Genomic DNA, 13,149 nt, shown 5'->3' on the forward strand with positions numbered 1-13,149 from the left:
ACCCCGGTCAGCGCATCGCCCGACTGGTGGCGTTCACTGTGTGCATGCACAGACTGCAGGCCCCCGAGCCCGGCTGGGTGGAGACGACCGATGTCCTGGTCGTCGGGACGGGCATCGCCGGACTGACCGTGGCCCTGCAGCTCCGCGAGGCGGGCCACCACGTCACCGTGGTCACGAAGGTCAACATCGACGATGGTTCGACCCGTTGGGCGCAGGGCGGGATCGCCGCCGTGCTCGACCCGCTGGACACCCCGGAGGCGCACGCCCTCGACACCCAGGTCGCCGGGGTCGGGCTGTGCGACCCGGCGGCCGTGCGGGTGCTCACCGAGGAGGGCCCGGCCCGGGTCAAGGAACTGATCCGGTTCGGGGCCCAGTTCGACCGGCACCCGGACGGGTCGCTGATGCTGACCCGGGAGGGCGGCCACCACGCCGACCGGATCGTGCACGCCGGGGGCGACGCGACCGGGGCCGAGGTCCAGCGGGCGCTGCACCGGGCGGTCCGCCGCGACCCGTGGATCCGCCTCGTCGAGCACGCCCTGGTCCTGGACCTGCTGAAGGACGCCCAGGGCCGGGCGTGCGGCATCACGCTGCACGTCCTCGGCGAGGGCACCGAGGACGGGGTCGGCGCGATCCTCGCCCGGGCCGTGGTCCTCGCGACCGGCGGCCTCGGCCAGATCTTCAGTGTGACCACGAACCCCGAGGTGTCCACGGGCGACGGGGTGGCCGTCGCGCTGCGGGCCGGCGCGACCGTCACGGACCTGGAGTTCGTGCAGTTCCACCCCACTTCCCTGTACCTTCCCGGCTCGCGCGCCCAGCAGCCCCTGGTCAGCGAGGCCCTGCGCGGCGCGGGCGCGTACCTGCGGGACGGCGCGGGCGCCCGCTTCATGGTCGGCAGGCACGAACTCAACGAGCTGGCCCCGCGCGACATCGTCGCCAAGAACATCACCCGGGTGATGCACGCCGAGGGCACCGACCACGTCTGGCTGGACGCGAAGCACGTCGAGCGGCTGCCGGAGCGGTTCCCGACGATCACCGCGTACTGCCGCGAGGCCGGCATCGAGCCCACCACCGAGCTGATCCCGGTCGCCCCGGCCGCGCACTACGCCTCGGGCGGCGTGCGCACCGACCTGCACGGCCGCACCAGCATCCCCGGCCTGTACGCCTGCGGCGAGGTCGCCTGCACCGGGGTGCACGGCGCGAACCGGCTGGCCTCCAACTCCCTGCTCGAGGGCCTGGTGTTCGCCAAGCGGATCGCGGCCGACATCGCGGCCGACCTGCCCCCGCAGTCCGACCCGGTCTTCGGGGGGACCGAGGAGAAGGTCGTCGACGAGAACGTCAAGGGCGAGCTCCAGCGCGCGATGACCCGGCACGCGGGCGTCCTGCGCAGCGAGGAGTCGCTGGCCAGCGCCAGTGCGACGGTCCAGGAACTGGCCGGGCGGGCCGGCCGGCCGCGTAACGTGACCTGGGAGGCGACGAACCTGCTCACCGTCGCCTCCGGTCTGCTGCGCGCCGCGACGGAACGCAAGGAGACCCGGGGCTGCCACTGGCGCGAGGACTTCCCGGACGCCCGGCCCGAGTACCTCGGACATGTGTTGTTGGGGTTGAACTCCTCGACGTGGGAAGCACTGTGAGCGGCGCCGCCGAGGGTGCCGCGGAATACCAACGGGAGGCGTTGTTGTGAGGGCTGACATCGACCGCGTGATCGCGACCGCGCTTGCGGAGGACCTGGGGCCCGCGGGGCTCGACGTGACCACCGCCGCCACGATCCCCGCCGACCAGACCGACGTGGCCGAGCTGGTCGCCCGGGCCGACGGCGTCGTCGCCGGGCTGGAGGTGGCCGTCGCGGTGTTCCAGGCGGTCGGCCCCGTCGAGGTCGAGCTGCACGTCGCCGAGGGTGACCGGGTACCGGCGGGCACGGTGCTCGCCACCCTCACCGGCCCGACCCGCGCCCTGCTGACCGCCGAGCGGACCGCGCTGAACCTGCTCTGCCGGATGTCCGGGGTGGCCACCCACACCCGGGCCTGGGCGGACGCCCTGCTCGGTACGAAGTGCGTGGTGCTCGACACCCGCAAGACCACCCCGGGCCTGCGCGCCCTGGAGAAGTACGCGGTCCGGGTCGGCGGCGGCTCGAACAAGCGCATGGGCCTGTACGACGTGGCCATGATCAAGGACAACCACAAGCTGGCCGCCGGCTCGGTCACCGAGGCGTACCGACGGGTGCGCGAACAGTTCCCCGACGTGTCGGTACAGGTGGAGGTCACCACGCTCGCCGAGGCCGTGGAGGCCGTCGACGCGGGCGCCACGTTCCTGCTGCTGGACAACATGACCCCGGAGCGGATCCGCGAGGTGGTCGACGCGGTGGGCGGTCGGGCCGAGTTGGAGGCCACCGGCAACCTCACGCTCGATAGAGTGCGCCCGTACGCCGAGACCGGCGTGGACTACCTGTCGGTCGGGGCGCTCACCCACTCCTCGCCCATCATGGACATCGCACTCGATCTGCGGAGGTAAACACCATGCTGCTCGCCATCGATGTGGGGAACACCAACACGGTCCTCGCCACGTTCGACGGTGACCGGCTGGTGCACTCCTGGCGGATCAAGACGGACTCGCGGTCCACCGCCGACGAGCTGGCCCTGGTCTACCGGGGCCTGCTCGCCGCCGACTCGGTCCAGGTCACCGGCGTGGTCGCCTGCTCCTCGGTGCCCCAGGCCCTGCGCGAACTCCGCTGGATGCTCGACCGGCACTTCGGCGGGGTACCGGCGGTCGTCGTCGAGCCCGGGGTGCGCACCGGGGTGCCGTTGTCCATCGACAACCCGAAGGAGGTCGGCTCCGACCGGGTGGTCAACACGCTGGCCGCGTACCAGCTGTACGGCGGCCCCTCGATCGTGGTCGACTTCGGCACGGCGACGAACTTCGACGTGGTCGGACCGAAGGGCGAGTTCATGGGGGGCGCCTTCGCCCCCGGCATCGAGATCTCGATCGACGCCCTCGCCGCGCGGGCCGCCCAGCTCCGCAAGGTGGAGCCGGTCCGCCCCCGCTCGGTGATCGGCAAGAACACGGTCGAGTGCCTGCAGTCCGGCCTGGTGTACGGGTTCGCCGCACAGGTCGACGGCATGATCAGTCGGATGGTGGCCGAACTGGGCGGCTCCGTCACCGCCGTGATCGCCACCGGCGGACTCGCGCCCGTGGTGATCGAGGAGTGCGAGACGGTCACCCACCACGAGCCCTCGTTGACCCTGATCGGGCTCCGGATGGTCTGGGAACGCACGAACCGCTAGCGCGGCCGGCCCTAGCGCGGCAGCCGGCGGGTCCTCAACGCCACCGTGATGTACGGCAGCTCGAACGGCTCCTCGAGCCCGGTCGTCAGGTCGCGGAGCTCGGCCTCCACCTCGGCCTGCCGCTCGGGGGTCGCGGTCAGGTAGTACGACCGGCTGCGGGTCAGGGTGACCAGGGTGTCGGTGGTGTGGTGCACGGAGTGCCGGAACGTGGCCCGCTCGGCCTCGTGGAAGTGCTGGCCGAAGCCCGGCTGCGGCGCGTGGAACACCCGCTGCGCCTCGGATTCGGCGATCTTCGAGATGGTCGCGACCCAGTCCACGGACTCGTCGCGGATGTTCCAGATCGGACCGAAGATTCCTCCACTTCGGAGGACCCGGGCGATCTCGGGATGCGCCTCGTCGTGGCGGAACCAGTGGTACGCCTGCGCCGCGACCACCGCGTCCACAGAGGCGTCCGGTAAGGGGATGCGTTCGGCGCTGCCGTCGAGGGCGTTGATCCCGGCCCCGATCCGCGAGCGCATCGCGGCGTCCGGTTCGACGGCGATGACCTCGTGACCTGCGTTGGCCAGCACGCGGCTGAAGATGCCGGTACCCGCGCCGAGGTCCACGACCTTCAACGGTGTCGGGCCGAGTAGCCAGGCCGCGGCCTCGGCCGGGTAGGAGGGGCGGATCCGGTCATAGAGATCTGCCACCGGCCCGAAGGATCTGGCCTGGCGTGACAAGTCGAAGGCGTCCATCGGAGGCGAACCTATACCCTTTGTTGCATACAAGAAAGGTGTTGCCGTGACCAAGCCCGTCCAACAGCCAGACAACGATGACCTGCCGGAGCAGTTGCGGATTCGTCATGAGAAGCGAGCCAAGCTGCTCGCTGACGGTATCGAGCCGTATCCGGTGAGTTTCCCACGGACCACGACCCTGGCCAAGTTGAAGGCGCTCTATCCCGACCTGCCGCCCGACACGGCGGCCGGCGAGCGGGCCTCGGTCACGGGCCGGGTGATCTTCGTGCGGAACACCGGCAAGCTGTGCTTCGCGACGCTCCGCGACGGCGACGGCACCGAGCTGCAGGCGATGTTGTCCCTGGACAAGGTCGGCGCGGACGCGCTCGAGCAGTGGAAGCGCATGGTGGACCTCGGCGACCTGGTCGGCGTCGAGGGCGATGTCGCGACGAGCCGGCGCGGCGAGTTGTCGATCATGGTCGAGCGGTTCGTAATCACGGCGAAGTCGCTCCGCCCGCTGCCGGTCGCGCACAAGCCGATGGGCGAAGAGACGCGGATCCGACAGCGGTACGTCGACCTGATCGTCCGTCCGCAGGCCCGTGAGGTCGTCCGGGTCCGCTCCGGCGTGGTCCGGTCGCTCCGGGAGTTCCTCCAGGGGCGCGACTTCGTCGAGGTCGAGACGCCGATGCTCCAGCAGATGCACGGCGGGGCGACGGCGCGGCCGTTCAAGACCCACTCGAACGCGCTGGACATTGACCTTTATCTACGGATCGCACCTGAGCTGTACCTCAAGCGTTGTGTGGTCGGCGGAATCGACCGGGTCTTCGAGATCAACAGAAACTTCCGTAATGAAGGCTCGGACTCCACTCATTCACCTGAGTTTGCGATGCTGGAAGCCTACGAGGCATACGGCGATTACAACACCATGGCAGAGCTGACCAGGGAATTCGTCCAGAACGCCGCGTACTCCGTATTCGGTAGTCACGTCGTGACACATCATGACGGTACCGAACACGATCTCGGCGGGGATTGGCGGGAAATCACGCTTTTCGGCTCGCTATCCGAGGCGCTGGGCACCGAGGTCACGATCAGCACTCCCTATCCGGAGTTGGTGAAGTTCGCCGAAGCCCACGACCTGGCCGTGGATCCCAAGTGGGGCCCCGGAAAGCTGGCCGAGGAGCTCTTCGAGGAGTTGGTCGTCCCGGGCCTCATCGCGCCGACTTTCGTGCGCGATTACCCGGAGGAGACCAGCCCCCTCACCCGTGCGCACCGCACCGAGCCGGGCCTCACGGAGAAGTGGGATTTGTACGTACAAGGGTTCGAATTGGGGACAGCGTATTCGGAGCTCGTGGACCCCGTAGTCCAGCGCGAAAGACTGGTCGCCCAGGCGCTCCTCGGAGCCAAGGGAGACGACGAGGCCATGCAACTCGACGAGGACTTTCTCCGGGCCATGGAGTATGGAATGCCACCCATGGGTGGTATGGGGATGGGTATTGACAGACTGCTGATGGCTCTGACCGGTCTCGGCATCCGGGAGACCATCCTCTTCCCCATGGTTAAGCCAGAGTAAAGGAATAGTGCCGACGGCTTTTCTTTTCCCGTACCGTGGGCTATCTTTCTTTTAATTTGTTGGGAAAGAAGGGGAAAACCGTGGCACAGAAGGTGCACGTGGTCCTCGTCGATGACCTCGACTCGGGTCCAGCCGACGAGACGGTGAGCTTCGGCCTTGATGGGGCCAGCTACATCATCGACTTGTCCAGTGAAAACGCAAAGGTGCTTCGCGAGTCCTTGGCGAAGTACATCACCGCTGGTCGTCGGCAGCGCGCCGGCGCCGGCCGTCCTGCCACCCGGCAGGTCACCACTGGTGCCCGGACCAGTGGTGCGAATGACCGTGAGCAGAACAAGGCCATTCGTGACTGGGCCGTGCGTAACGGCCACAAGGTCTCCAGTCGTGGGCGTATCTCCCAGGACATCGTCGACCTGTACAACGCGCAGGCCGGCCGCTGATCTTCGCGTTACCGCCTGGCCCGACCCCTGGTACCCGGGGTCGGGCCGGCTGCGTCTCCGGGCCGTATTTCGCTCTTGGCGTAGCGCTCAAGCTGCGGGAACAGGTCAAGAAGGCCGTTGGTTAGGGCAAACGTGACGGTCGTGTCGGGGGGAGTGCCCCGACCCGGCCAGCGCTACCCCTGAACAGTCAGGGGCGGGCGATAGAGTAAGGGCACGGATACCAAGAGGTGTTCGGGGACCCACACGGTGCCACCGCGCACGTGAGGAGCACGGGAATGTTCGAGAGGTTCACTGACCGCGCGCGGCGGGTTGTCGTCCTGGCTCAAGAAGAAGCCCGGATGCTCAACCACAACTACATTGGCACCGAGCACATCCTGCTCGGTCTCATCCACGAGGGTGAGGGCGTTGCAGCCAAGGCGCTGGAGAGCCTCGGGATCTCGCTTGAGGGCGTTCGCCAGCAGGTTGAGGAGATCATCGGGCAGGGGCAGCAGGCGCCGAGCGGGCACATCCCGTTCACCCCGAGGGCCAAGAAGGTCCTCGAGCTGTCACTGCGCGAGGCTTTGCAGCTCGGGCACAACTACATCGGCACCGAGCACATCCTGCTCGGTCTGATCCGTGAGGGCGAGGGCGTCGCCGCCCAGGTCCTGGTCAAGCTGGGTGCCGACCTCAACCGGGTCCGCCAGCAGGTCATCCAGCTGCTCTCCGGCTACCAGGGCAAGGAGCCGGCCGCCGCCGGCACCACGACCGAGGCCGCCCCGTCCACCTCCCTGGTCCTCGACCAGTTCGGCCGGAACCTGACCCAGGCCGCCCGCGAGGGCAAGCTCGACCCGGTCATCGGCCGGGAGAAGGAAATCGAGCGGGTCATGCAGGTCCTGTCCCGGCGGACCAAGAACAACCCGGTCCTGATCGGCGAGCCCGGCGTCGGTAAGACCGCCGCCGTCGAGGGCCTGGCGCAGAAGATCGTCAAGGGCGAGGTCCCCGAGACGCTCAAGGACAAGCAGCTCTACACCCTCGACCTGGGCGCCCTGGTCGCCGGCTCGAGGTACCGGGGTGACTTCGAGGAGCGCCTGAAGAAGGTCCTCAAGGAGATCCGCACCCGCGGCGACATCATCCTGTTCATCGACGAGATCCACACCCTGGTCGGTGCGGGTGCCGCCGAGGGCGCGATCGACGCCGCCTCCATCCTCAAGCCGATGCTGGCCCGGGGTGAGCTCCAGACGATCGGCGCCACCACCCTCGACGAGTACCGCAAGCATCTGGAGAAGGACGCCGCGCTCGAGCGCCGGTTCCAGCCCATCCAGGTCGCCGAGCCGTCGCTGGCGCACACCATCGAGATCCTCAAGGGCCTCCGCGACCGGTACGAGGCCCACCACCGCATCTCCATCACCGACGCGGCCCTCGTGGCGGCGGCGACCCTGGCGGACCGGTACATCTCCGACCGCTTCCTGCCGGACAAGGCGATCGACCTGATCGACGAGGCCGGCGCCCGGATGCGGATCCGCCGGATGACCGCACCGCCGGACCTCCGTGACTTCGACGACAAGATCGCCCAGGTCCGCAAGGACAAGGAGTCGGCGATCGACGCGCAGGACTTCGAGCGCGCGGCCCAGCTGCGTGACAAGGAGAAGACCCTGCTCGGCCAGAAGGCGCAGCGGGAGAAGGAGTGGAAGGCCGGCGACCTCGACATCGTCAGCGAGGTCGACGACGAGCAGATCGCCGAGGTCCTGGCCAACTGGACGGGCATCCCGGTCTACAAGCTCACCGAGGAGGAGACCTCCCGGCTGCTCCGCATGGAGGACGAGCTGCACAAGCGGATCGTCGGCCAGATCGACGCGGTCAAGGCCGTGTCGAAGGCCATCCGGCGGACCCGGGCCGGTCTCAAGGACCCGAAGCGCCCGGCCGGCTCGTTCATCTTCGCCGGTCCGTCCGGTGTCGGTAAGTCCGAGCTGTCCAAGGCGCTGGCGGAGTTCCTGTTCGGCTCCGAGGACGCGCTGATCCAGCTCGACATGTCCGAGTTCCACGACCGCTACACGGTCTCCCGGCTCGTCGGTGCCCCTCCCGGGTACGTCGGCTACGACGAGGGCGGCCAGCTCACGGAGAAGGTGCGGCGCAAGCCGTTCTCGGTCGTGCTGTTCGACGAGATCGAGAAGGCCCACCCGGACGTCTTCAACACGCTGCTCCAGATCTTGGAGGACGGTCGCCTCACGGACGGCCAGGGCCGCATCGTGGACTTCAAGAACACGGTGATCATCCTGACCACGAACCTGGGCACCCGCGACGTGGCGAAGGCCGTGTCCCTGGGCTTCCAGCAGTCCGAGGACACCGACGCGAGCTACGACCGGATGAAGACGAAGGTCAACGACGAGCTCAAGCAGCACTTCCGGCCCGAGTTCCTCAACCGGATCGACGACACCATCGTCTTCCACCAGCTGAGCGAGCCGAACATCCTCGAGATCGTCGACATCATGACGATGCGGATCGAGAACCAGCTCAAGAACAAGGACATGGGCCTGGAGCTCACCGACAACGCGAAGAAGTACCTGTCGAAGAAGGGCTACGACCCGGTCCTCGGCGCGCGTCCGCTGCGTCGCACCATTCAGCGGGAGATCGAGGACAACCTGTCGGAGCGGGTGCTCTACAACGAGCTGAAGCCCGGCCAGATCGTTCTCATCGACTGCGAGGGCGACCCCGAGAACATCGACCAGTCGAAGCTGACCTTCAAGGGCGTCGAAAAGCCCGCGCAGGTTCCCGACGCCGTTCCCGTCGAACTCGGCTCCGCCGAACCGACTTCGGAATAACTCGCGGCTGAGACAGAACAACGATGGCGCCCCGGAAGAAATCTTCCGGGGCGCCACCCTTATAGCCGCAAGCTTTACGGAATGTAGTTCTCCAGGAGTGCCGGCGTCAGTCCGTTGGCCTTCATCGCGTTCAAAGCGGCGGTGAAGTCGTCCACGTACGCCTCGCGGAAATGCATCAGCACGATGTCGCCGGGTTGCATCTTCCCCCACTCGCCCTGATAGCGGACCTTCCCCTTGTCGACCGTCTGCTTCCAGTACAGGACGGCCTTCATGCCGCAGTCGTGCGCGGCCCGCAACGTGTTCTGGTTGTACTCACCGAATGGCGGCCGGAACAGCGTCGGCCGGGTCCCGAAAAGTTTCCCGAGTTCGTCCGCGCTGCCGCAGATCTCCTGCTTCTGCCGCTCGTACGACAGCGTCGGCATGGACAGGTGGTTGACCGTGTGCGCCTGGATCGTGGCCCCGTTGGCGACCAGTTCCTTGAAGAACGCCGGATTCTCCTTGGCGGCCGGGCTGAGCAGGAACAGCGACACCGGTATGCCCGAGGCCTTCAGCAGCGCGATCGCCTCCGGCTTCTTCACCCAGCCGTCGTCGATGGTGAGGAAGGCGACCTTCTGGGTGGTCGGAATGCTGGACAGCAGCGGCGCGGTCGGCCCCCCGGCGAGGTTGATCGGCTCCGGCGGCGGCGCGGGATCGAACCGGGGCGTCTTCCCGTCGAACGGGTTCGGGGAGGCCGTGGGGGTGGGGCTGGCGGCCTGTCCCCGACCGGGACTCGCGGAGGGCGACGACGGGGCGGACCACTGCGTCGCCTTGGGGCCGCAACCGGCCACGAGCGCGAGAACGGGGAGTACGAGCAGAGCCGAGAGCAGGCGTCGTCGGGGACGGGGAGGGCGCATCGCGCCATCTTAGGTCGGGATTTGGTAAACGCCAGGCGACTCGGCGTGTCGTGGTGTAGGGGACGGCTGTCAGACGGGGAGCGAGAACAGCCCCTCGTGGACCTCGTGGGCAAGCCCGTCCTCGACCAGTCCGGCCAACGCCCGCCGCCGCTGCGTCTCGTCCGGCCACACCGCGTCCAACGTGCGCAACGGCACCGGATCCCGGGCGTCGCGCAGCAGGGCCATCATGAGACCCCGGACCTGCCGGTCGGTCCCCGCGTACCCCTGAGGCCTGCGTCCTGGACCTTCGGCGGGCGGCTGCCCGGCGAGCCGCCACGCGCAGGTCGCCACGACGGGGCAGTCCCCGCACCGGGGCGACCGGGCCACGCACACGAGCGCCCCGAGTTCCATGAACGCGGCGGACACCCGGGGCGCGTTCTCCGCCGGCAGCAGCGTTTCGACGAGCGCGAAGTCGGCGGGGGTGGTCGCCGCCCCGCCGTCGGCGAGCCCGGTGACGGCCCGGGCGACGAAGCGCCGCACGTTGACGTCCACCACGGGTTCGCGCTGCCCGAAGGCGAAGGCGGCCACCGCCCGGGCCGTGTACGCCCCGATCCCGGGCAGGGCGAGCAGTTCCGCCACGCCGGTCGGCACCGCGCCGTCGTGCCGTTCGACCAGGGCGGTCGCGCAGGCGTGCAGCCGGAGGGCGCGGCGCGGGTAGCCGAGCCGGTTCCACGCGCGGATCGCCTCGGCGGGGGTGTCGGCGGCCAGGTGCGCCGGGGTGGGCCACTTGGCGAGCCAGTTGAGCCACGCGGGGAGCACCCGGACGACAGGCGTCTGCTGGAGCATGACCTCGCTGACGAGGATGCCCCAGGGGGTCGTGTCGGGGGCACGCCAGGGCAGATCACGGGCGTGTTCGTCGTACCAGGTGAGGGCCTGTGCCGCGAGCGGAGTCATCTCCCCGATGATGGCACGGCCCCCCGCCGCGTTTTTGCCCCGGGCGAGCCGATTCCGCATTCGTGCGCGGACTCGGATACTGTGACGGAATTATGCGATCGACGGTCGGACCCCTACCGCCCGCCGTCTACTGGCGGCGTCGAGCCATCGTGCTCGGAGCGATTCTGCTTGTCCTGCTGCTGGGCGTCGTCTACGCCTGCTCGGACCCGTCTTCCCCCGGGAAGAACGACGCCGTGAAGCCCACCGCGTCGACCCCCAAGCCCGATGGCACGACGCCCGCCGAGAACCCCGGTGGTAGCCCCGCGGCCCCGGGCGCGTCCGGCACCCCGTCGCCGGCTCCCGGCCAGGGCGCGGTGACGCCGTGCACCGACGACGAGATCTCGGTGACCGTCCGGACCGACCGCGACCCCGTGCCGAGCGCCGCGTTCCTCCGCATCTTCATCAAGATCAAAAATATTTCGGCCCGCACGTGTACCCGTGACCTCGGCGCCGACGCCCAGGAAGCCCAGATCAAGCAGGGCGACAAGCGGATCTGGTCCTCCGACGACTGCTCCGCCCTGCACGGCACCAACGTCGTCTCCCTCGCGCCGAACTCCGACGGCCAGGAGTTCTTCACCGACTGGAACACGACGACGTCGAGCGCGGCCACGTGCAAGGACGGGCGCACGCTCGTCGAGCAGGGCTCCTACCAGGTGTTCGGGCGCCTCGGCACGAAGACGAGCGCCCCGGCCAACTTCAAGGTCAGCTGACCCGCTCGGCACGTCGCGGGTGCTGGGGGACGGGCCGCTGCTCCGGTAGCGGCCTTCGGCAACCCCTCGACGGGTACTGGCGGGCGCGGTCCGGCACTCGTCGTCGCCGGTCCTCGCGCTGAAGGCCCGCAGGGTCCGCCTCCCCGGTGGTCGCCGGAGCGCCGGTGTGGTCGCGGTTCCGCCTGCGACGTTCCCGGCAGCTCGCCGAGCTCCTACGACGTCTCCGGCAGCTCACCGACCTCGTCGAGGAACAGCGTGCCGCCGTCGGCGTGCCCGGAGGTTGAGCGGACCACCGTCGCTGTCCCGTGCGAGAAGAGCGGACCACCGCAGCTGTCCCGTGCGAGAAGAGCGGACCGCCTTCGCTGTCCCGTGGGAACGGGAGTTCGCTCGTCAGGAATCGGCCGAGCGGACCCACCCGGCGCCGTCCCGCACGAGGGCGGGCAGTTCGTCCCGGTCGAGGAAACCCCGGAAGTAGCGGTACTCACCCTCGAGGCGTTCGCGGTCCGCGCTGTCCGCCCACGTGTGCCGCGTGTAGGGCGCACCGGTGGCGCGGGCCGGCGGATCCCAGGTGACGGCGTAGATCCGTTCGACGCTGGGCATGCCGGCGGCCAGGACGTGCAACGCCCGGCGGTGCCACCACTTGACGACGGCGATGACGGTACGCACCTCGCCGAAGCGAGCCTCGATCAACGGCCGGGCGTCGGCGACGTTGCCGACCGTAGTGGTGGACCGCCGCTCGATCAGGAGCTGCTCCGGGCGCACGCCGGCTTCGTACAGCAGCCGGGCGTGGACCTCGCTCTCGACGTGGTCGGGGATCCTCCGGTTCGGCCCGCCGGTGAGCACCACGCAGGGCGCGAGCTGTTGCCGCAGCAGGCGGGCGGCGGGCGGCACCGGCCCGGGCAGCGTGGAGCCGAACACGAAGGCGATGTCGGCCGGCGCGAGGCCCGGTGCGGTGGCGTCGAGGAGTCCGGTCATCTCGTCGAGAGTGGCGGTCACGCCCACCAAACTACCGACGCCCACACCGTCGTCGCCTCTGACCTCGAGTGGCGAGTCTCAGGCTGGCCAGTTCGTGGGCGCACTCCCGGCCGCTTCAGCGCTGACACGAGGCCGACTTCTCAGCTCGCCGCCAGCAGCACCTGTCGCAGCTGGTTGAGGTTCTTTCTCGCCTGGGCGGCGTCGGGGGCGTGCACCCAGTCGCGCATCCAGAGGTCCGACGCCAGCGTCAGAGCCTCGACGGCCAGGCCGATCAGGTCCGACCCCGGAACCGGCAGCTTCGCCTCGGCATTCCCTGTGAGGCTCGGCCCACCTGGCAGCCCGGTGGCGACCAAGCCGACCAGAGCCACCACCTGGTCGGGGAAGACCTCACGGTTCCACGTGAGGCTCCCTGACACCACTCCAGTCAACGTCGAGGTCACCGCGAGCACCCGCTCACCGGATGGCACCTCGGCCAGCTCGTCGAGCAGATCCTGCGCGCTGTCACTGTCGAAGAGCCCCACACCGAAAGTGCCCACACCACCACCCCGCCCGAACTCCGGCCACACCGGCCGTCAGCTTAGGGCCCATGACCACGGATCGCACCCACCCGCCAGATCAGACGGGTACTCGCCGTATGGCGGACGGCTCGCGGAGACCGTCATGGGGCGCCGGCACTACTGGCTGCCGACATCCGCCACGCGGAGCTGACTCCCGCGGCTTTCGGCGTGCGCCTACCGCCCGGACCTGCCGAGCCGCGGCTCCGTCTCCCCGGAACCGATTCGCCCGACCGCGACCGAGGCACG

Annotated in this window: 13 protein-coding genes; 8 read left to right on the forward strand and 5 right to left on the reverse strand. The window is 69.1% G+C overall.

The genetic code is table 11. The features are described 5' to 3' along the window. The first annotated feature begins 44 nt into the window (after positions 1 to 44). Genes PT931_RS12925 through PT931_RS12935 form a run of 3 tightly spaced genes read left to right on the forward strand, consistent with a single transcriptional unit; the run spans position 45 to position 3,278 of the window. Positions 45 to 1,631 (forward strand): L-aspartate oxidase, encoded by a 1,587-nt coding sequence (locus PT931_RS12925; RefSeq protein ID WP_456245967.1) that lies wholly within the window; start codon positions 45 to 47, stop codon positions 1,629 to 1,631. Between the two features lie 58 nt (positions 1,632 to 1,689). Then, entirely contained in the window at positions 1,690 to 2,508 is an 819-nt protein-coding gene (gene nadC, locus PT931_RS12930; RefSeq protein ID WP_456246168.1) for a carboxylating nicotinate-nucleotide diphosphorylase, read from the forward strand. 5 nt (positions 2,509 to 2,513) lie between these two features. Then, positions 2,514 to 3,278 carry a type III pantothenate kinase gene (locus PT931_RS12935; RefSeq protein WP_456245968.1) on the forward strand — a complete coding sequence of 255 codons (765 nt, stop codon included), beginning with the start codon at positions 2,514 to 2,516 and terminating at the stop codon, positions 3,276 to 3,278. An 11-nt stretch (positions 3,279 to 3,289) separates the two neighbouring features. On the opposite strand, the gene PT931_RS12940 is transcribed toward PT931_RS12935, so the two are convergent. Beyond that, entirely contained in the window at positions 3,290 to 3,967 is a 678-nt protein-coding gene (locus PT931_RS12940) for a class I SAM-dependent methyltransferase (protein ID WP_456245969.1), read from the reverse strand. Positions 3,968 to 4,058: 91 nt separating this feature from the next. Here PT931_RS12940 and lysS point away from each other — a divergent pair, with 91 nt between their 5' ends. The 3 genes from lysS to PT931_RS12955 all read left to right on the forward strand — a co-directional run bounded on the left by lysS (position 4,059) and on the right by PT931_RS12955 (position 8,796). Then, on the forward strand, positions 4,059 to 5,561 hold the full coding sequence (lysS, locus tag PT931_RS12945; protein WP_456245970.1) for a lysine--tRNA ligase: 1,503 nt from the start codon (positions 4,059 to 4,061) through the stop codon (positions 5,559 to 5,561). Between the two features lie 80 nt (positions 5,562 to 5,641). Beyond that, a complete protein-coding gene (locus PT931_RS12950) occupies positions 5,642 to 5,998 on the forward strand; it encodes a histone-like nucleoid-structuring protein Lsr2 (RefSeq protein ID WP_197005886.1) in 357 nt (118 codons plus the stop codon). 275 nt (positions 5,999 to 6,273) lie between these two features. Next, on the forward strand, positions 6,274 to 8,796 hold the full coding sequence (locus tag PT931_RS12955) for an ATP-dependent Clp protease ATP-binding subunit (RefSeq protein WP_456245971.1): 2,523 nt from the start codon (positions 6,274 to 6,276) through the stop codon (positions 8,794 to 8,796). A 74-nt stretch (positions 8,797 to 8,870) separates the two neighbouring features. Here the strand turns inward: PT931_RS12955 and PT931_RS12960 are convergent, their stop codons facing one another. Both PT931_RS12960 and PT931_RS12965 read right to left on the reverse strand, forming a co-directional pair. Continuing rightward, positions 8,871 to 9,689: a polysaccharide deacetylase family protein gene (locus PT931_RS12960; protein WP_456245972.1), complete on the reverse strand. Its 819-nt coding sequence runs from the start codon at positions 9,687 to 9,689 to the stop codon at positions 8,871 to 8,873. A gap of 69 nt (positions 9,690 to 9,758) precedes the next feature. Next, entirely contained in the window at positions 9,759 to 10,622 is an 864-nt protein-coding gene (locus tag PT931_RS12965) for an A/G-specific adenine glycosylase (protein ID WP_456245973.1), read from the reverse strand. Between the two features lie 149 nt (positions 10,623 to 10,771). On the opposite strand from PT931_RS12965, the gene PT931_RS12970 reads away from it, so the two are divergent. Together PT931_RS12970 and PT931_RS12975 are read left to right on the forward strand one after the other, a co-directional pair. Continuing rightward, complete coding sequence (locus PT931_RS12970) at positions 10,772 to 11,371, forward strand: hypothetical protein (RefSeq protein WP_456245974.1); 600 nt, start codon at positions 10,772 to 10,774, stop codon at positions 11,369 to 11,371. Positions 11,372 to 11,517: 146 nt separating this feature from the next. Continuing rightward, positions 11,518 to 11,655 carry a hypothetical protein gene (locus tag PT931_RS12975; protein ID WP_456245975.1) on the forward strand — a complete coding sequence of 46 codons (138 nt, stop codon included), beginning with the start codon at positions 11,518 to 11,520 and terminating at the stop codon, positions 11,653 to 11,655. Between the two features lie 106 nt (positions 11,656 to 11,761). Here the strand turns inward: PT931_RS12975 and PT931_RS12980 are convergent, their stop codons facing one another. Continuing rightward, complete coding sequence (locus PT931_RS12980) at positions 11,762 to 12,367, reverse strand: YdcF family protein (protein ID WP_456245976.1); 606 nt, start codon at positions 12,365 to 12,367, stop codon at positions 11,762 to 11,764. Positions 12,368 to 12,486: 119 nt separating this feature from the next. Continuing rightward, on the reverse strand, positions 12,487 to 12,882 hold the full coding sequence (locus tag PT931_RS12985; protein ID WP_456245977.1) for a DUF4259 domain-containing protein: 396 nt from the start codon (positions 12,880 to 12,882) through the stop codon (positions 12,487 to 12,489). Positions 12,883 to 13,149 lie beyond the last annotated feature (267 nt).

The organism is Longispora urticae (assembly GCF_053902585.1).

Excerpts from the sequence above, each read along its gene's own strand:
- PT931_RS12965 (WP_456245973.1), bottom strand. The coding sequence starts at position 10,622 with ATGACTCCGCTCGCGGCACAGGCCCTCACCTGGTACGACGAACACGCC.
- PT931_RS12935 (WP_456245968.1), top strand. The coding sequence starts at position 2,514 with ATGCTGCTCGCCATCGATGTGGGGAACACCAACACGGTCCTCGCCACG.
- PT931_RS12955 (WP_456245971.1), top strand. The coding sequence starts at position 6,274 with ATGTTCGAGAGGTTCACTGACCGCGCGCGGCGGGTTGTCGTCCTGGCT.
- PT931_RS12960 (WP_456245972.1), bottom strand. The coding sequence starts at position 9,689 with ATGCGCCCTCCCCGTCCCCGACGACGCCTGCTCTCGGCTCTGCTCGTA.
- PT931_RS12925 (WP_456245967.1), top strand. The coding sequence starts at position 45 with ATGCACAGACTGCAGGCCCCCGAGCCCGGCTGGGTGGAGACGACCGAT.